Origin of the sequence: Exiguobacterium sp. s125, assembly GCF_018618605.1 — a bacterium.
GTDB lineage: Bacteria > Bacillota > Bacilli > Exiguobacteriales > Exiguobacteriaceae > Exiguobacterium_A > Exiguobacterium_A oxidotolerans.
On sequence record NZ_JACSMI010000003.1, the window covers coordinates 24,508 to 42,728 of the forward strand.

Genomic DNA, 18,221 nt, shown 5'->3' on the forward strand with positions numbered 1-18,221 from the left:
CATCATTTTGTAGATAATTTTATTTTTCCTGGGGGAATGAGACAGATGAAAAAACGATTTAAAGTAGCGTCACTCTTTATGGTAGCCGGATTACTCGCAGCTTGCGGAACGGATGAAAAAGAAACAACGACAGCTCCAAAAGAAGACAAAACGGAGCAAACGTCTGATAAAAACACGAATGCCGGAATCGCCGCAACGACATTAACGGACGAATTGACACTCTTCAGCTCAATCAAGACAGAACTCGATAAAGCGAAAGAAGGACAAGCCATCGATTGGAAGATGGTCCAGACGAGTTATGAATCGAAGTTAAAAGGTGGCGTCGCAACTGCCGCTCCTGAAATCGAACAAGTCGTCACTTCTGCCCTCGCAGGCGTCGAATCAAAGGATTTGGATGAGAACATTGCCCGTCAGCTTGTCGATAAAGGACTTCAGTCTTACTTCTATAAACTCCAAAAATCAATGCAAGCAACAGCAGAAGAAGCAGTCGCGGCCGGAAAAACGGATGACGCCATGGCGACGTTAGGAAATATCAAAAACATGGCGGAAACTGTCTTCATCCCGACAGCCGAAAAGCGCGATGCGAGTTATGACTTCAAAAACGAAGAAGCCATCGCACAAGCGATCACGTCCGGTCTCGCAGCACAAGAAGACGCCATCTCGGCTGAAAACGTCGCTGACTTTAAAGTCGCAAAACAGTTGACGGATAAGTCGATTTACCGTTCATTCTATCTCGCAGCACTCGGTTATGCACAAAAAATCGAGGATGGCGCTAAATCCGGTGCCGACGAACAAGAGTTACAAATGGAACAAGCAGAAGGCTACGGATTCTTACTCGCAATCGAAGAGTCACTTGCCGGTGGCGATGAAGCCGCCGTTGCAAAACTAAAAGAACAATACGACTTCTCAAAAACAAAACCAGCAGACGTCTCTTATGAAGAGATCGAAGGACTCTTCGCCAAAGCATTGACGAAGAAAGTCGTCGGTTATCATGAAGAAGCAATGGAAGCACTCGAAGCGAAAGATGTCGATACAGCACGTGTCGAAGCGATGGAAGCAAACATGTTCGTCATCGCGATGAAGCCGACCCTCGAAAATCGTCTCGGTAAAGAAGAGGCAGACGCTGTTCTTGCTGACGCTAACACATGGTACGATCTCATCGAAAAAAATGACGCAGAAGCGGAAACGGTGAGCAAAAAAATCGTCGATGCGCTCGATACGTTCAACTAAGCAAGACGATTGGAGGAACTTCCTTTGAACATCGGAATTACGGGTGGCGCTGGCTTCATCGGTGCTGCACTTGCAACTCGTTTGCGTACTAGTGGTCATACCGTATCGATCATCGATGCCTTCACCGATTATTATGCAAGCGACTTGAAACGCGAACGGGCAGCGGAGCTGACACGACTTGGCGTAAACATCTGTGAAGCAGATGTCCACGTCGGACTCGATGCCTGGTGTTCATCCGGTCAATTCGATGCCCTGTTCCATCTTGCTGCTTTACCTGGCGTTCCCGGATCTTTACGTGAGCCGCATCGCTACATCAAAGAAGATATCGATATGACGGTGACCGTCCTTGAAGCGGCAAAACAACATCAGATTCAGCAAGTCTTGTTTGCCTCTTCTTCTTCGGTTTACGGGGAGCAGACAGGTGCGTTGAGCGAACAGCAGGCGACCGGTCAAGTCGTCAGTCCATACGCCGCGGCAAAGTATAGTGCCGAGACGTTCTGTAATGCCTATCAAAACCTATATGGATTACAGGTTACGATCTTCCGCTTCTTTACGGTCTACGGACCATCCGGGCGCCCGGATATGGCTCTTTACCGCTTCATCGAACAAGCGCTTCGTGGTCAAGAACTTGTCGTGTTCGGTGACCCGGTACGCGACTTCACGTACATCGATGACATTACACGCGGGATGGAACAAGCACTTCAAGCGCGCGCAATCGGGACTTATAATTTAGGGGCGAATCGACCGGAGTCGGTCCGAACGATTGCCAGGTCCCTCAGTGAGCGATACGGTGTTCCGGTAACGTTCACCGAGCAAAGAGAAGGAGATGTCTCGATGACATGGAGTAATACGGAAGCTGCACGACAAGCATTCGACTACACGCCCTCCGTTACCTTGAATGAAGGACTCGAGCGGATGATTACATGGCATCTCGGGCGCATGTAATCCGTACAACCGCAAGCGTCCTCTTGACGCTTGCGGTTGTTTTTTTATTAATTCGGTTCGTGCTCGAGTTACCTGTCCTCTATGATTACTTGCGCACCCTTTCACGCTCTTACTGGACGCTACTCGCAAGCTTGTTGTATGCAGGTGCTTTTTATGTCCGCGCTGTCGCCTGGCGCGTGGCTGATCAGCGGCAGGCACCCTTGCCAATCTATTTGACGAGCCTCTATCTCGGCCTTGCCGTCAATCACTTGTCACCCGTCAAACTCGGCGAAGGTGTTCGCCTGCTGACGGCACGTGCCATCGCTAGTCCCTTAAAACGGACAACGGCAATCCTTGTCGCACAGCGCGGCATTGATTTGGTCGTCCTCGGATTCTTCGTCTCGCTCGGCTTGCTCGCGACGAAAACAGCTCTTCCTGCAGGTATCGCGATTGTGCTCGGTGTACTCGCCTTAGTCGTCGTCCGCCCTTTTTTACGGACGATGTACGCATTAATCGGGTATGGCACACTCGCTTGGTGTTTGGAAGCGGGCGCCGTTTACTGCTTATTCTTAGGCGTGAACGCTGTCCTTCCCTTCCCCCTCGTCTTAATCGCGATGAGTGCCGGTGTCTTGTCCGGAATTGCTCAATTCACCCCCGGTGGTCTCGGCACGTATGAGCTCGCCATGGGAACGGTTCTACAGACGGCAGGCGTCGACCATCCTTATGAACTTGCCTTGATGACGCACACGTTCAAATATGCGTTCGCCTTCATCGCACCTTTGTATTTTTTGGTCAGACATCACCGTAGTGTCACATTACTGTTTCGCCAATTCAAGAATCAACAGAAAGGAGGATCTTCATGAAAAGTGCTTCACGTTTTGAAAAAGTCGCAGCCCGTATGTGGAATCTGTTGAATGAAGGAAAACCATTCACCCCGATTTTTACAATCGGTGTCTTCCTCAGCTACTGCCTTTTGTTCCAACAGACACTGAGCGGTGCCGGCTTCGGATTTTTAGTGACGTTGCCTTTATTCGTACTGTACTGGAAATTTGATTTCCCGCTGTTCCTTCGTAATTATTTATGGATGCCCGTCATCGTCTGGTTATTCCTTGAAGGAACGGATACACGGCTCCTGCCCCTATTCGCTTACGGAGCAGGTCTTTATTTCTTCTTCACGATTTTCTTCTGGGGAACGATTTATTACCATTTACGGATTGGAACGGACTGGCTCAACTTCACGCGTTTTTGGAAACTCGTCCTCAAGAACAGTGACTCGACGAGTGGTAACGCGCAAGAACAACTACCGAAAGTCGCACTCTTACTTGCCTACTGGCAAACAGCGTCAATCAATCCGACCTTTGACTGGTCGTACGTCTTGTTCCCTGCCGGATTGTTACTATTTGCTTGGATTCTCCACCATTATCTCTTCGACTGGAAACCGAAACTTCCGACTGAGCCGACAAAAGACGTCAGCTTGCCGACTTCAGACAAAGTCTACGTCTTGATTGTCGACGGGATGCGAAAAGACCGATACATGGCTGCGAACACTCCGTTTCTCGAGCGATTGCGTCAAGAAGGAACGGAATATACGAATATGGAAACCGTCTACCCGGCCCGGACAGTCGTCTGCTTCAGCTCGATGTTCACGGGAGCACGTCCGGAAGATCACGGAATTCATTCCAACATGGTCTGGAATACGACCGGTGTCAAAACGGATACCGTCTTCGACCGGTTGCGTGCCGTCAATAAATCCGGCAAGATTCTCGGGATTGCCCACCTCGTCGATGCGTTCGGTTCGACCGACGTCAGTACCGTGACAGCCGTCATGCATAATGATGTCGCCGACCGCAACATCATCGAACGGGCCAAGCAAATCGTTCACGAAGAAGATCCGGATTTGCTTGCAATCCAATTAATCGGAACGGATCAAACCGGTCATAGTCGCGGGACGCTCTACTCGGAATATATTCAAAAAATCGAGGAAGCCGATGCGCTACTCGCAGAGTTTTGTGAAGAACTCGATCGTCTCGGTAAGTTAGACGATGCGACACTGATCGTCATGGCCGATCATGGTCAAGCCGACGGGATCGGCGGGCATGGTCACCTCGACGAAGGAGAACGTTTCGTCCCATTTTGGATGTATGGCAAACACATTCATGCTGGTCGCAAGGTCGATACACACCGGCATATCCTGTCGCTTGGACCAACGATTACGAAGTTGCTTGGTGCCGATATCCCGCACGACAGTCGTGGCGTATTGTTGACGGAAGCTTTTAAGGAGGAACGCTCATGAAGAAAATCGTCGTCTTCCTTCCGGCTCACAATGAAGAAACCTCTCTCCCACTCGTCTTAAAACGAATCCCGGATGAGATTGACGGAATCCCCGTCGAAACGATTGTCATCGATGATGGATCGACCGATGCTACATCGACCGTCGCAACCCTGAACGGTGCTCAAGTCTACCGGTTCGAACAAAATCGTGGTCTTGGCGCTGCGGTCCGCGAAGGATTGTATCGCGCTTATGACCATGATGCGACCGTCGCCGTGATGATTGATGCGGACAACGAGTACCCGGCCGATCAAATTCCGGACGTCGTTCGACCGATCTTAGCGAACGATGCGGATTATGTCTTCGGATCACGATTCCTCGGGACGATTGACGGAATGCGCCTCTATCGCTATATTGGGAATCACGTCTTTACGTGGCTTCAATGTGTTTTACTGAAACGAAAAATTCATGACGGACAAAGCGGGATGCGTGCTTTCTCACGCGCTGCTTGCAAACACGCGGAAATCATCCACGATTACAACTACGCGCAAGTCTTGACGTTGAATCTCGTCCGTAAAGGATTCCGTCTGAAAGAAGTACCGATTCGTTACCGGGTACGTGAATCAGGAAAATCTTTTATCCGCTTGAACTATATTCAACGTGTGGTCCCTGCCATTTACAAAGAGTGGCGTCGACCAATCGTTGCACTACCGATTGAAGAACGTTTTGAACGAAAGGAGCATCTCGGATGATAAAACGTTTAGTCCTTCCGGTCGTTGTTTTCTTCTGTCTCCTCGCGACTCCTTTATCGGCGTTTGCTTACAGCTATGGTGACCCGGGCAAAGAAGCTTTTGCGGAAGCTTACAAACAATTTGAGGAACAGCTCGATCAAAAAGATTATGCACTTGCGAAGGAAACGATTGACGCGTATGATAAAGAATTTAAACTTTACTTCCCTGAAGCGAAGGAAAAAATTGATGCTGCGTTAGCGGAAGAAGACGCAGAGAATGCCAAACAGGCGTATCGCGTTGCCTTACGTCAAAACATCGAACGTCGTCTTCATTTTGCGGATGAGCAGTTCGAAGACTTCGGACAGGCGAAGCTGTTACTTGCGAAAGCACGCGGCACATATGATGTACTTGCTCCTTATGTCAAAGAAAGCACAGATGCAAAAACGTCCGATGCATTGTATACTGCGTTTGACGATGCACTTACTGCGCTCGGGAACCCCGGACTGTTCGGAGTCGGGAAAAAAACGAGTGATAAAGAAACATTTGATCAAAACATTGCATTAATCGAAGATACAATTACACCACTATTCGTTTTACCCGGAGAAGAAAAAACCGGTTTATTTGAAGAAGAGGATTCGATTTTCGGACAATCCTTCGGAACAGATGAGATTTGGAAAACGATTGCGATTGGTCTTGTCATCGTTCTAATCGTCATCGTCATCATCGGTCAACGAAAAAAGAAACGTCAACATCACTGATTAGGGAGGAAGGACGATGGATTTTCAAGCGTTTTTAATTACGCTTCGTGAATGTCTCGAAGCTGTCTTGATCGTCGGTTTGATTCTCGGCTATCTCGATCGACTCAACGCACCGCAATATAAAAAATGGGTCTATGCCGGAGTCGGACTTGCGCTGCTCGCGAGCCTCGGTGTCGCCTTTTTATTCCAAGTCGTCTTTACGAGTTTCGCAAGCTTCGGTAGCGACACGTACTTGCGTCTTGGTATCATGATGATCTCCGTCATCTTACTGACACACATGGTGCTCTGGATGGGGAAAGAGGCGAAAGAAAACCAACAGGCCTCGCAGGCAAAAGTCGCGGCGGCGGTCTCGACAGGCAGTGCCATCACGATGATCATTCATTCGTTCCTCGTCATCGTCCGAGAAGGCATCGAGACGGTTTTCTTCTTCGCTGCCATTTCCGGCGGTGAAATCGAGAAAGTCTTGACGAGTTATGGTGCCGTGTCCGGTCTCTTGCTCGCCTTAATCTTCGGTTACCTGTTCGTTTCCGGAACGATGAAGATTCCAGTCAAACGTTTCTTCCAAGTGACAGGCATCCTGATTCTGTTTATTGCTGCCGGCATGCTCGTCCAAACGATTGGACGTTTCCAAGACCTTGGACTGCTCGGAAGCCTGTTGACGAATGCCGATGGAACACCGGCAGCCTTGTATAACATCGTCGGGTTTATGCCGGAACACTACATCGACCAAATTCAATATTTGCGCGATACAGGCAATCCGACATTAATCAGCGGACAAATCGGTACGTTTATGGGTGCGATGTTCGGCTACAGCCATAATCCATCACTTGAGCAAGTGATCGCCTGGTGGGGCTACTTCGCGTTTGCCGGTTTCATGCTGATGCGTCAAAATCGAACACCAAAAGCAGCCAAAAAACTTCAGGAGGTTTCTTGACCGTTCGGAGCGATCGTCTACTTGGACGATCGCTTTTTTTCACGCTCTGTTTCGCCATCTCACTATTGCTGGGTGTTCATCTTTATCTGGTCAGCCCGTTTGTCGCAAGCTACGACATCGCCAACTTTACGTTAGCGGTTGGACAGTATGATTTGGCGAATTTGCAGCCACATTTTCCGGGGTACCCGTTTTTCATCTTACTCGCGACAGGTCTCACACGACTCGGGCTTGAACCCGTCCGTGCGCTTGGCATCGTCTCGACGCTTGGCTTCACGAGCGGACTGATTCCGTTATATTTGCTGTTGAAACGTCAGTCGTTTGATACGGCACGTTTACTAGCTGCTTTCACTGTCATCTCGGTTGCTTCACTCGTCGTCATCTCTGCGACCGGGATGTCGGATGGTCTTGCACTTGGTGTCCTCTGTTGTTTCATGTGGAGTGTCGAACGTGCTCGGCACGGTCATTTCCGTCTTTTGCCGTACCTCTTATTCGGACTGTTGATGGCAACACGATTATCCTATGCGCCGTTCGGAATCGTGTTACTCTTTTTACTTTGGCAAACCCGAAAAGACTACTGGCAACTCCTGTCCGAACTGGCGACGTTACTCCTGGCACAACTTGCCTGGCTGTTACCGGTCGCCTTCTCGGTCGGGGGACCCGCGTCCTTCGCTCAATTGTCACTCAGTTTCGTGACGGGTCACTTTTCGGACTGGGGCGGTACGGCACAAACGGACGAAGCCTCGTTGATTGAACGACTTGGATTGACACTCAAACAAATCGTTTGGCATGGTTTAGGATTTACAAGTTGGCTCGGTCTTGCTTCAGGGCTATTCTTATTCTGCCAACGAATCCGTCCGCTTCCTCTTTGGTGGAGCGTCACCGGTACTGGTTATTTCCTTTGGGTCTGGTTGGCCCAAAACATTGATAAACCACGCCATGTTTTACCTCTCGTCTTACTGCTCGTCTTCCTGCTTGTTCGCCATCTGTCAGTGCGTTGGCTCGTCCCATTTTTATGTATTCAATTGGTGATGGGAAGTATCGCCTTGTACCGCCAAGCGACAATTGAACCGGCAACTATCCAGTTGGCGGATGCCATTACCGGTTTACCGGCGTCAGCGACCATCTTTACGGATGAAGAAGACCGCCAGTTTTTGATGGCACGTCCTGACGCTACGATCGTTCCGATTGGATCTGTCAGCAAATGGCGGGCGGAGCCTAAATCAGCGGAAGTTTACCTGACCGGACGATTACTCAAACAGTTGCGGGTGGCAGATGTATCGATTGAAGTGACGGAGGTTTTCTGCTTCACGAGTGACCCCCGGTTTGAACCGGAGGATGCGGAGGCGCGGTTGTACCGGTTAAACTTGAATGAAGAAGCTCCGAGATAAAAATTCTTTTTTCATTATTTTTTTCAGATGATTAGAAAATGATTGCTTCTTAACCTATTAGTTGAAGTAAACGTAAAAAATCACTCTTTTCCACGCGCTTTCCTCAGGCGAGACACAAGCCAGTTTTCCTGCCTCCATGAGGCAGAAAATCGGGTCTTGTTTGTCTCTGACAGCGCAAGTCGTCTTGCGCTTTTTCCTGTAGGAGTCGCGTGAAGCGAGTGATTTTTTGATTTCAGATTCTTGATGGATGGATTTTAACAGCTTAACAAAACGTCGTTGAGAAGCAGACAAGACGAAGACTCCTGCGGGAAAAGCGGAACAGGTGAGACCCCGTAAGTCGCGCAGGCGACGCGGAGGCTCACGTTTCGCCCGCGGAAAGCGAAGTCTTGTCTGCGTATCAACGAATCTTGAAATGAATTCAAAGTACTTCACTCATCATTCAAGTTGCATACGGTCGCTCCATGTAATCAAATTGTCCGCCACTGATTTCAATCGTCTTGACCGGGACGAATCCAAGACGTCGATAGAGACGTTGCGCCCCAGCATTCGTCTGATCGGCATTTAACGTAAACGCGCGTAATCCACGCTTCTCCCCTTCGTCCGCTGCTGCCTGCAACAGCTCAGACCCGATTCCTCTTCCGCCATATGCCGGATCGACCGACAATGTATCGAGATAAAAGACGTTTCCTTCCGTCTCTTGATCAATTTGTATCTCTTGACCTGTCCACGCGAGGAGCTGACGTTTAATCGGTTCATCCAACTGCGCTGCATCCACTCCCGCATATGCGATGACGATGCCGACGACGCGCCCATCGAGCTCCTTGACGAGAATGTTCTCGTGACTTAACCGGTTTCCCGTTTGCGTCACAAACAGCGCAAGCCGTTCCAAAATCAATTCCTTCTCCTGCGTTCCGGTCAGTGTCTCGGCAATTTCATGAATCGCCTGTTCAATCAATGGTGCGATTTGATCGGCGTCTTCCGCAGTCGCTTGTCTAATCATTGGGTAGCCCCCTTCTCGTTATCTCTTTTTATCCTAAAACAAAATCCCTCCTGATGTCAGGAAGGATTTTATTTATTTCAGTTGTGGCGCTGGTCTAACTACTGGTACAGTAACCGGTTCGCGTGTCATGACTGAGACGACGCGTCCCGCGATGGCAACTGCAAGTAACGTATAAAGCGTCAAACTGACTGGCAAGTAGACGAGTGAAATGACAAGAACAATTGCATCGAGACTAAATAAAATCGTCCCGATCGATAAACCTGTCACTTTGCTAAGGCCCATTGATAAAAGGTCGTCACCACCGGTCGCAGCACCACTCTTCAACACAAGACCAAGTCCGTATCCCGTGATGATCCCACTCGCAATGGCGGCGATTAACGTTGCCGGCCAGGCCTGTTCCGGGAAATGGAACAAATCGAGCTGATGCCACATCTCATAAAAGAGCGATAGTGCACCTGCTGAGACAAGTGCCTCACTGACAAAGCGTTTTCCTTTAAAATAAAGTGCTCCAATAAAAAATGGAATGTCGAGCACGATCATCGAAATCGATGGATTGATATCAAAGAAATACCGTCCTAATAAAGATAACCCGATAAATCCGCCTTCTGCTAATCCAAACTGTTCATTCAAAGTATAGTAGCCGAACGCCATAAGTAACGTTCCTGCTAAGATGGTTGCGATTCGTTTCATGTTTTATTGTCCTCTCCCGTATCTTCCATGGGAGAGGTTTTATTGTTGCCGTTTGGGTATTCATCTATTTTCGCTCTCCCTGATTTTTTTAACCATTACTGTCTTGTTTACGTAAGACCAGCGATGCTAAAAATCAGGTAAGCTAAATAGATGATCGGTCCTCTCGGTATCCATCGGTTTCCACCCTTTCATTTAGTTCTCCATCTTATTATAACCCGAACTTCAGAAACTAAAACATTTTTACGGACTTTTAACAAAAACGTTATAAGTCATTACCTCTTTGTTCACAAATTCACAATTCAGACAAAACTATGCTCAATTATGAACAAACTACTTGAAACCGACATTGTGAAGTATTACACTAAGGTTATCAAATCGAATGTGATTAATATCACAATTAAACAAAAAGGGGACTTTACTCATGAAAGTAGCAGTCATCGGTTGTACACATGCAGGAACAGCAGCAGTCAAAGAGCTTACGGCAACGAACGAAAACCTTGAAATCACAGTCTATGAACGAAACGATAACGTTTCATTTCTCTCTTGCGGGATTGCCCTTCACGTCGGTGGTGTCGTTGAGCATGCCGAGTCACTCTTCTACTCTTCACCTGACGAGCTGGCTGACCTCGGAGCAACGATGCGCTTGAAACATGATGTCCTTGAAATCGATAGTACGAACCAAACGATTCTTGCGAAAAATCTTCTGACGGGTGAAACCGTTCACGATACGTACGACAAATTAATCATGACAACAGGTTCATGGCCAATCATTCCGATGTTACCGGGCATTGAACTGAATCAAATCGAACTTTGTAAAAACTACCACCATGCTCAAACCATCATCAAAAAAGCAACGGATGCCGAGCGGATTACAGTTGTCGGTGCCGGCTACATCGGTGCTGAACTCGTTGAAGCGTTTGAAGCATACGGCAAAGAAGTGACGTTCATCGACAGTGCCGACCGGATTTTAAATAAATACCTCGATCGTTCATTCACGGATATCATTGAAAGTGAATTGACAGATCGCGGCATTCAGCTCGAGTTGAACCAGACTGTTCAAAGCTTTACCGGCGTAGACGGAAACGTCACACAAGTCGTCACGGACAAAGGAACGTTCGAGACCGATCTCGTCATTCTTTGTGTCGGTTTCCGTCCGAGTACGGAGCTTTTAAAAGGACAAATCGATATGTTACCGAACGGTGCCATCATCGTCGACGACTATATGCGGACGAGTAATCCGAATATCTTTGCTGCCGGTGACAGCTGTGCCGTCTACTACAATCCGGCCCGGACACATGCCTATATTCCACTCGCGACGAACGCCGTCCGTATGGGAACGCTCGTCGGGAAAAACTTACTTGCCCCGACGATTCGTTACCAAGGGACGCAAGGGACGTCCGGTCTCCGGTTATATGACTTAAATATCGCGTCGACCGGCGTCACGGAAGATGCTGCTCCATTCTTTGGACTAGAAGTCATGAGTACAACCGTCACAGATGCGTATCGACCTGAATTTATGCCGACTGCAGAAGACGTCCAACTCAAACTTGTTTTTGAACAAAACTCTCATCGCGTCGTCGGTGCCCAAATTATTTCGAAGGTCGATTTGACGCAAGCGATGAATACGTTATCGGTCGCGATTCAAAATGAAATGACGCTTGAAGAACTGGCCTTCGTCGACTTCTTCTTCCAACCGCACTACAACAAACCGTGGAACTTACTGAATCAAGCAGCTCTACAAGGGATGAAAGAGCTGACAGCAGAACGCGTCTGATCGCTCATCCACCTTATCTTTAGTAAAAATCGGAGTTCACACCTGTGGACTCCGATTTTTTTATTCGCCCTTCGTTCGCATTCAGTTATTTGTTGCTATAGCCTTATCGAGCAGCCTTTTCGCTCTAATAAAAACTTCACTTGGTTAATAAGTTGACGTTTAAACGTGAAATGACAGGGAACATACTTCTTATGCAAATCAAACCACTACCTAGGAGGAACCAGTTCATGTCACAGTCTAAAAATCCACTTACACAACACTTCAACGATGATTTCCCAAAACAGTATCAGGAGCCACCGGCTGTCCAGGCAAAAATGGAACCCCTTCCGGATTGTGGAGAAGAAAGCTACAAAGGTTCAGGTAAACTAAAAGGTAAGAAAGCGTTGATTACAGGCGGTGATTCAGGAATCGGACGTGCTGCTGCGATTGCTTATGCCCGTGAAGGAGCAGATGTCTTCCTGAACTATCTCCCGGAAGAACAACAAGATGCAGAAGAAGTAAAAGCACTTGTCGAAGCAGCTGGTCAAAAAGCGTACTTACTCGCAGGTGATTTAAGTGACGAATCGTTCTGTCAGCAACTTGTCAAAGAGGCACATGATTCACTTGGCGGACTCGACATCCTTGCACTCGTCGCCGGAAAACAACAAGCTGTCGAGGACATCATGGATCTGTCAACAGAACAACTTCGGAAAACATATGAAATTAATGTCTTCTCGCTGTTTTGGGTCGTTAAAGCCGCTCTCCCACTTCTAAAAGAAGGCGCTTCAATCATCACGACAACTTCTGTTCAAGGATACAATCCGAGTGAGAACTTACTTGATTACGCCTCAACGAAATTTGCCATCAATGGATTCACACGCGGCCTCGCGAAACAAATTGCGCCAAAAGGCATCCGCGTTAATTCGGTCGCACCGGGTCCAATTTGGACACCACTTCAAATCTCAGGTGGTCAACCGAGCGAAAACATTCCGGAATTCGGACAAGAAACACCACTCAAACGAAGTGGTCAACCGGTCGAACTTTCGAGCGTCTATGTCTTCCTCGCGTCTGACGATGCCAGTTATGTCACGGCACAAATTTATGGTGTGACAGGCGGAATTGAACTTGCTTAATTGAATCCCAGAGTAAAAAGCGGTTTTGATGGCGACATCAAAACCGCTTTTTTTGGTATCAGTTGCTTCTCCCCGTCCGATTTAGTCTAATGAAGATATACATACCGTTAGGAGATGATTCATGTGACAGAAAAAGAAAAGATGATTCAAGGTCAGTTGTACTTAGCCGGGGATGCGGAGCTCGTGGCGGACCGGAAACGGGCGCAGATGCTTTGTCATCGATTCAACCAACTGAGCATCGAAGAGCTGCCCGACCGAAAATCTCTCCTGCAACAACTTTTCCGGACGGAACAAACGGATTTTTACATCGAACCGTCTTTTAAATGTGATTATGGCTACAACATCACGCTTGGTGCCCGGTTTTATGCCAATTACGATTGTGTGCTGCTCGACATTTGCCCGATTACGATCGGTGACAACTGTATGCTTGCTCCGGGCGTCCACATTTATACAGCGACGCATCCGTTAGATCCTGTCGAACGAAATAGTGGGTATGAATTCGGCAAACCCGTCGTCATCGGGGATAACGTCTGGATCGGCGGACGAGCTGTCATTAATCCCGGTGTGACGATTGGCGATAATGCGGTCATCGCTTCCGGGAGCGTCGTCGTTAAAGATGTCCCTGCGAATACGGTCGTGGGTGGAAACCCTGCTAAGATCCTCAAAACGATTTGATATGGGAAACAGACTGAACCGGCGGCAAATGAAACTTTTTTTCTTAATTTGGCGTACACTAGAGACAGAACGTCATATTTATGGAAGAAGGAATTCATGATGGATAAAAAACGTTGGGGAGGCCTTGCCGTCGCCGGAGCATTTTTGCTCTCGAAAGGAAAGGTCGTCCTTGCACTCTTAAAATTTTCGAAGTTCGGAGGAACGCTGATTTCGTTCGGTATTTCGCTTCTCTTTTATGCCCAAATTTTTGGTGTTTGGTTTGGTGTTGGTTTGCTTTACCTATTGTTCATTCATGAGATGGGACATTTAGCTGCTGCAAAACGCCTGGGTTTTAAGACGGGACCAGCGATTTTCGTTCCGTTCATGGGGGCCGTCATCGGGATCAAAGATACATTCCGAACGCCGAAACAAGAAGCAATCTTAGCCTACGGGGGTCCGCTCGCCGGACTGCTCTCCCTTATCCCGCTTTTGATTGGATATGCCGTGACAGGAAATGATTTTTGGCTCGTTATCTTCCACTTAGGTGCCCTGCTCAATCTATTCAATTTACTCCCGGTCAGTCCGCTCGATGGCGGACGGATTTTAGCTGGTCTGCCGATCGTCGTCTGGATTGCAGGACTCGCTGCCCTGATTGCCTACGGTCTCACCCATTTCAGCATCATCTTATTGTTGATCGCTTTCCTCGGCGGCAGTGCCGTCTGGAAACGGTACCGTTTTGCGAAACAATACGAAGACAATCAATCCGTCCTGATGTTGTACCGGGCAGCCCGCAACCGTGTTTTACAAGCAAAAGCGGAACAGGAACAACAGCCAATCGCTGAACCGGCTGAGAGCGATCAACTCGACTCAGGTGAGACTACAGTCTCCGCTACATCGAGCTATGATCCGATTGCATGGACTTTACGCCATGACTTGCAAAGTCTGCGGAGTGCAAGTCCGGAAGAAGCAAAACCAGCTGCTGACGAACTCTTACGCTATCAATATGATTCGGCGAATGATTACGATGCCTTGCTGCGTCGACTCGACCAACGCATCGAACCGTTGCTTGAAGCGGAAAAATCGGTTGAGTACCACCAGATGCCGAAAAAACAACAAGCGATTACGTTAGTTGCCTATTTGGCACTCGGAGCGATTCTCTTCCTCGCTTTCGAATACTCAAAAGGCTATTTACCGTTACCCTCTTAACGCGCAAACACTCCGTCACTGTACTTTTGCCGGAGTGTTTTTGTTTTCATACCGATTCGTCACAAGGATAGAACAGTTCCTCTTTGCACATTGCCTGGAGTGATTTCTTGCATCTGCCGACCCAAGCGACTAGTCTGAGTAAAAGTCAACGTACTTACCTTAAAGGAGGCTCTCCTACTGATGAATAAGAATACTGCCCAATTGGGAGATGCACCCATTAATAAATTATTGATTGGATTATCGCTCCCGGCGATGATTGGTATGCTCGTCACTGCGCTCTATAACATCGTCGATACGATTTTTGTCGCCCAAGGAATTGGGACGATTGCTGTCGCTGCCGTCGGAATCGCGTTTCCCGTCCAACTCGTTTTGATGGCGATTGCTAATTCACTTGGAATCGGCGGTGCCGCGATTGCCTCCCAACGACTCGGTCAAAAAAATTTAATCGGAGCCAGTCGCGCATATGCGAATGTCTTGATGGTCGTGTTCGTCGTCAGTATGCTCGCCATCGTCTCCGCCTTCATCTTCGTCGAGCCATTGTTGCGTGTCTTCGGGGCAACCGATGAAATCATGCCATACAGCATCGATTTCTTGCGTGTTTTGCTGTTCGGTTCCCCATTCTTCATGTTGACGATGGCATCAAGTGCGATGTTACGGGCAGAAGGACGCGCCAACTATCAAATGCGTGTCATGTTGACAACTGTCGCGATTAATACGATTTTGACCCCTTTGTTCATCTTCGGATTCGATTGGGGCATTAAAGGAGCGGCACTCGGGACCGTCGTCGCTCAAATCGTCGGTTCCATCTTGATTTTCCGATTCTTCTTTACGAAACAGAAAAAGACAAGTCTCCTATTAGACCGTGAAGCCTTCCGTTTTGAACCAAAGCTCGTTGTCCGGATGTCGCAAATCGGTTCGTCGTCCTTCATCATGCAAGTTTCCCAATCGATTTTGTTCATCACCGTCAACCATATGCTCGTCCGATACGGGGGGACGACGGAACTTGCGACCTTCGCCGTCATCAACAAATTCATGGCGCTCGTCGGGATGCCGATCATGGGAATCGTCCAAGGGATGCAACCAATCGTCGGCTACAACTTTGGTTCGAAACAATTCGACCGCATGTCGCTCGCCATCAAACTTGCGATGCGGTACGGTCTGTCATTATCGATTACACTTTGGTTATTGATTCAACTCTTCCCACGCTTCTGGGTCGGAATGTTCACGAATGATACCGCACTGCTCGATGATGGTTCGACCGCGATGCGGATTCTTTTCGCCGTCTCGTTTGTCTATGGGATTCAGATGATCATTAACGGCATGTATCAATCACTCGCGAAAGCCCGTGTCGCGCTTTTCCTTTCTTTATCACGTCAAACACTTTACACGATTCCACTCGTGTTGATTTTACCGATGTTCTTCGGCGTCAGCGGTGTCTGGTTCGCCTTTCCGATTGCTGACTTGATGGCAGTCCTGACTGCGAGTGTCTTTGCTTATCGCGACCGGGTCATGCTCTTTAAGCCCCAAGAATATACAGACCCAGCACCTGAAGCCGTTCAAGCTAAATAATTATCATCGCCGTCCCGTTCACATGTCATGTGAGCGGGTTTCTTGAGAAAAAAAGATGCTTGGGCCGAAATACGAACATGCATTCTAAGTCTGAATACGGTATGCTCTAAGAAAAGGAGTGATGATTATGGTACAACCCTATACATTAGCCATCGACTTTGAAACAGCGAATCGAAACAGTCGCAGTATTTGTGCATTCGGTTGGTCTGTCCTCGCGAACGGTCAGGTCGTTACGAGTAATCAAGTCTTGATCAATCCAGAAGAAGAATTCGATGCCGGAAATATTCGGGTCCATGGCATCCGTCCGAGTGACGTTTGGAACGAACCTGCTTTACCGGAAGCGATGGAACAACACGGCTTATATGATTTGATTGCCGGTGCCGAACTGATTGTTGCACACAATGCAGCATTTGACATGGGTGCTCTGCAAAAAGCAATTCAAAAGTATGACTTGTATCAAATCCCCGCATTTCGATATGGCTGCACCGTCAAGCTATCCCGTAAACTTTATCCGTGGCTGCCGAATCATAAATTGAACACGATGGCCGAGTTTTTAGGTGTATCGTTTAAACACCACGATGCAAAGGAAGATGCCTACATTTGCGCATTGTTGCTAAACGATATGCTCGACCGGACAAATCTTGACCATCCCGTCACCCTCCACGAATTTTGTGGTGTACGAATGGGACAAGTCGCTTATTAATTCTTATTTCATAGGCGATTTGTTCGGATACAATAAGATGACGCTCATGGTTGCTTTTCGCTTTGGAAGCGATCCACGACGGAACGCGATTTAAAACGTCTGCATGCTAAAAGGAGGACTCGACTACATCGTCGAAGCCTCCTTTTTTTAAGCGCGTTGTTTAGTTTGTTGTTTGTTTAATCGGGAACCAGCCCGGACGGCTAATAATTCCTTGCCACAGTGCATCCGGCATCACGAGTTCTGCTTGTGTTGTTGGATCAAGTTCTGTCCGAATCGACGCGACGTCTCCTGCTTCGACTTTTTCGACCCAGTTCGGTTCCATGATTAATTCACGACCGAGTGCGACGAGCGGCACTTCTGTCAAGGCACGTTCGACTTCTTCTGGTGTGTGGAGTGATCCGACACCGATGACTGGAACTTGTTGTCCCACACGCTCTTGAACGAGTGTGATTGGTGAACGTGTTTCGTTTTGATCACGAATCGAACCAGCAAAGAAGTCCATGACGGAGACGTGCAGGTAGTCTAAGTCTTTTTTAGCGAGCACATCAACGAGCTGCATTGTGTCTTCTAGTGTAATCCCCGGGTTTTCGATTTCTTCTGGTGAGAAGCGATATCCGACGATGAACGATGGGTCTTGTTTTGCGACCGCTTCGACTGCATCGACGACAGCAAGTGGGAATGCCAAACGTTTTTCAAGGCTGCCCCCCCATTTGTCATCACGACGGTTTGAGTGTGGTGAGACGAATTGTTGAATCAGGTACGTATTTGCACCATGAATTTCAACACCATCAAATCCAGCTTCCATCGCACGACGCGTCGCTTGACCGAATGCTTCGATGATGGCTTCGACTTCTTCTGCTTCGAGTGCACGTGGTGTCATGGCACCTTCACGTTCTGGCGCTACAGCACTCGCGCTGACCGTCTGTCCGCCGACGAGTTCTGGTGGTGCCATCCGGCCTGCGTGGAAAATTTGAAGAATGGCTTTTGCGCCTTTGTCTTGGATCGTTGTTGCAAGACGTTTTAAGCTTGGAATGAGTTCATCACGCTCTGCGCCGAATTCATTCGGGAAACCTTGTCCATCCGCTGTGACGTTGGCACAAGCTGTGATGACTGCACCGACGCCACCTGAACGTGCTGCATAATAAGCGAGTTCCGCTTCCGAAACTTCACCATTCTCTTCTGCCGCATAGTTTGTCATCGGCGCCATCATGACGCGGTTTTTCAGTGTCACTCCGTTTGGAAGTGTAAACGTATCAAACATCTTTTCATTAGCCATTGA

17 protein-coding genes are annotated in these 18,221 nt (G+C 48.3%); 14 read left to right on the forward strand and 3 right to left on the reverse strand.

All coding sequences use genetic code 11. The features are described 5' to 3' along the window. Positions 1 to 45 precede the first annotated feature (45 nt). The 8 genes from KNQ05_RS09825 to KNQ05_RS09860 are packed head-to-tail and all read left to right on the forward strand — an operon-like array spanning position 46 to position 8,234. Positions 46 to 1,230: a hypothetical protein gene (locus KNQ05_RS09825; protein WP_214805264.1), complete on the forward strand. Its 1,185-nt coding sequence runs from the start codon at positions 46 to 48 to the stop codon at positions 1,228 to 1,230. A 24-nt stretch (positions 1,231 to 1,254) separates the two neighbouring features. Beyond that, positions 1,255 to 2,175, forward strand: a complete 921-nt coding sequence (locus KNQ05_RS09830) for an NAD-dependent epimerase/dehydratase family protein (protein ID WP_088838092.1) — start codon at positions 1,255 to 1,257, stop codon at positions 2,173 to 2,175. Further along, positions 2,154 to 3,017, forward strand: coding sequence for a lysylphosphatidylglycerol synthase domain-containing protein (locus tag KNQ05_RS09835; RefSeq protein WP_214805266.1), 864 nt, complete (start codon positions 2,154 to 2,156; stop codon positions 3,015 to 3,017). Before KNQ05_RS09830 ends, KNQ05_RS09835 begins: the two co-directional genes overlap by 22 nt. Beyond that, entirely contained in the window at positions 3,014 to 4,447 is a 1,434-nt protein-coding gene (locus KNQ05_RS09840; RefSeq protein WP_088838095.1) for an alkaline phosphatase family protein, read from the forward strand. Before KNQ05_RS09835 ends, KNQ05_RS09840 begins: the two co-directional genes overlap by 4 nt. Then, complete coding sequence (locus tag KNQ05_RS09845) at positions 4,444 to 5,175, forward strand: glycosyltransferase family 2 protein (RefSeq protein WP_088838097.1); 732 nt, start codon at positions 4,444 to 4,446, stop codon at positions 5,173 to 5,175. The genes KNQ05_RS09840 and KNQ05_RS09845 overlap by 4 nt, the downstream gene beginning before the upstream one ends. Further along, the gene (locus KNQ05_RS09850) at positions 5,172 to 5,912 is read left to right on the forward strand and encodes a hypothetical protein (protein WP_214805268.1); all 741 of its coding nucleotides are present in this window, start codon (positions 5,172 to 5,174) and stop codon (positions 5,910 to 5,912) included. Before KNQ05_RS09845 ends, KNQ05_RS09850 begins: the two co-directional genes overlap by 4 nt. Positions 5,913 to 5,928: 16 nt before the next feature. Then, positions 5,929 to 6,846: an FTR1 family iron permease gene (locus KNQ05_RS09855; protein ID WP_088838100.1), complete on the forward strand. Its 918-nt coding sequence runs from the start codon at positions 5,929 to 5,931 to the stop codon at positions 6,844 to 6,846. After that, entirely contained in the window at positions 6,843 to 8,234 is a 1,392-nt protein-coding gene (locus KNQ05_RS09860) for a hypothetical protein (RefSeq protein WP_214805270.1), read from the forward strand. Before KNQ05_RS09855 ends, KNQ05_RS09860 begins: the two co-directional genes overlap by 4 nt. A gap of 439 nt (positions 8,235 to 8,673) precedes the next feature. Here KNQ05_RS09860 and KNQ05_RS09865 read toward each other — a convergent pair whose 3' ends face one another. Both KNQ05_RS09865 and KNQ05_RS09870 read right to left on the reverse strand, forming a co-directional pair. Then, positions 8,674 to 9,234 (reverse strand): GNAT family N-acetyltransferase, encoded by a 561-nt coding sequence (locus KNQ05_RS09865; RefSeq protein WP_088838107.1) that lies wholly within the window; start codon positions 9,232 to 9,234, stop codon positions 8,674 to 8,676. 72 nt (positions 9,235 to 9,306) lie between these two features. Then, on the reverse strand, positions 9,307 to 9,924 hold the full coding sequence (locus KNQ05_RS09870; RefSeq protein WP_088838108.1) for a YitT family protein: 618 nt from the start codon (positions 9,922 to 9,924) through the stop codon (positions 9,307 to 9,309). Positions 9,925 to 10,345: 421 nt separating this feature from the next. Here KNQ05_RS09870 and KNQ05_RS09875 point away from each other — a divergent pair, with 421 nt between their 5' ends. From KNQ05_RS09875 to KNQ05_RS09900, 6 genes are all read left to right on the forward strand, one after another. Further along, positions 10,346 to 11,698 (forward strand): FAD-dependent oxidoreductase, encoded by a 1,353-nt coding sequence (locus KNQ05_RS09875; protein WP_214766414.1) that lies wholly within the window; start codon positions 10,346 to 10,348, stop codon positions 11,696 to 11,698. Between the two features lie 227 nt (positions 11,699 to 11,925). Then, positions 11,926 to 12,810: an SDR family oxidoreductase gene (locus KNQ05_RS09880; RefSeq protein ID WP_088838112.1), complete on the forward strand. Its 885-nt coding sequence runs from the start codon at positions 11,926 to 11,928 to the stop codon at positions 12,808 to 12,810. Positions 12,811 to 12,933: 123 nt separating this feature from the next. After that, entirely contained in the window at positions 12,934 to 13,485 is a 552-nt protein-coding gene (locus KNQ05_RS09885) for a maltose acetyltransferase domain-containing protein (RefSeq protein ID WP_371816012.1), read from the forward strand. 99 nt (positions 13,486 to 13,584) lie between these two features. Continuing rightward, positions 13,585 to 14,670: a site-2 protease family protein gene (locus KNQ05_RS09890; protein ID WP_088838115.1), complete on the forward strand. Its 1,086-nt coding sequence runs from the start codon at positions 13,585 to 13,587 to the stop codon at positions 14,668 to 14,670. 180 nt (positions 14,671 to 14,850) lie between these two features. Beyond that, the gene (locus tag KNQ05_RS09895; protein WP_088838116.1) at positions 14,851 to 16,239 is read left to right on the forward strand and encodes an MATE family efflux transporter; all 1,389 of its coding nucleotides are present in this window, start codon (positions 14,851 to 14,853) and stop codon (positions 16,237 to 16,239) included. A gap of 127 nt (positions 16,240 to 16,366) precedes the next feature. Continuing rightward, positions 16,367 to 16,942: a 3'-5' exonuclease gene (locus tag KNQ05_RS09900; protein WP_214766410.1), complete on the forward strand. Its 576-nt coding sequence runs from the start codon at positions 16,367 to 16,369 to the stop codon at positions 16,940 to 16,942. Positions 16,943 to 17,102: 160 nt separating this feature from the next. On the opposite strand, the gene KNQ05_RS09905 is transcribed toward KNQ05_RS09900, so the two are convergent. Further along, positions 17,103 to 18,218: an NADH-dependent flavin oxidoreductase gene (locus KNQ05_RS09905; RefSeq protein ID WP_214805275.1), complete on the reverse strand. Its 1,116-nt coding sequence runs from the start codon at positions 18,216 to 18,218 to the stop codon at positions 17,103 to 17,105. Positions 18,219 to 18,221: the final 3 nt, after the last annotated feature.

Excerpts from the sequence above, each read along its gene's own strand:
- KNQ05_RS09865 (WP_088838107.1), bottom strand. The coding sequence starts at position 9,234 with ATGATTAGACAAGCGACTGCGGAAGACGCCGATCAAATCGCACCATTG.
- KNQ05_RS09845 (WP_088838097.1), top strand. The coding sequence starts at position 4,444 with ATGAAGAAAATCGTCGTCTTCCTTCCGGCTCACAATGAAGAAACCTCT.
- KNQ05_RS09905 (WP_214805275.1), bottom strand. The coding sequence starts at position 18,218 with ATGGCTAATGAAAAGATGTTTGATACGTTTACACTTCCAAACGGAGTG.
- KNQ05_RS09855 (WP_088838100.1), top strand. The coding sequence starts at position 5,929 with ATGGATTTTCAAGCGTTTTTAATTACGCTTCGTGAATGTCTCGAAGCT.
- KNQ05_RS09875 (WP_214766414.1), top strand. The coding sequence starts at position 10,346 with ATGAAAGTAGCAGTCATCGGTTGTACACATGCAGGAACAGCAGCAGTC.
- KNQ05_RS09835 (WP_214805266.1), top strand. The coding sequence starts at position 2,154 with ATGGCATCTCGGGCGCATGTAATCCGTACAACCGCAAGCGTCCTCTTG.
- KNQ05_RS09840 (WP_088838095.1), top strand. The coding sequence starts at position 3,014 with ATGAAAAGTGCTTCACGTTTTGAAAAAGTCGCAGCCCGTATGTGGAAT.
- KNQ05_RS09895 (WP_088838116.1), top strand. The coding sequence starts at position 14,851 with ATGAATAAGAATACTGCCCAATTGGGAGATGCACCCATTAATAAATTA.
- KNQ05_RS09890 (WP_088838115.1), top strand. The coding sequence starts at position 13,585 with ATGGATAAAAAACGTTGGGGAGGCCTTGCCGTCGCCGGAGCATTTTTG.
- KNQ05_RS09880 (WP_088838112.1), top strand. The coding sequence starts at position 11,926 with ATGTCACAGTCTAAAAATCCACTTACACAACACTTCAACGATGATTTC.
- KNQ05_RS09850 (WP_214805268.1), top strand. The coding sequence starts at position 5,172 with ATGATAAAACGTTTAGTCCTTCCGGTCGTTGTTTTCTTCTGTCTCCTC.
- KNQ05_RS09900 (WP_214766410.1), top strand. The coding sequence starts at position 16,367 with ATGGTACAACCCTATACATTAGCCATCGACTTTGAAACAGCGAATCGA.
- KNQ05_RS09825 (WP_214805264.1), top strand. The coding sequence starts at position 46 with ATGAAAAAACGATTTAAAGTAGCGTCACTCTTTATGGTAGCCGGATTA.
- KNQ05_RS09870 (WP_088838108.1), bottom strand. The coding sequence starts at position 9,924 with ATGAAACGAATCGCAACCATCTTAGCAGGAACGTTACTTATGGCGTTC.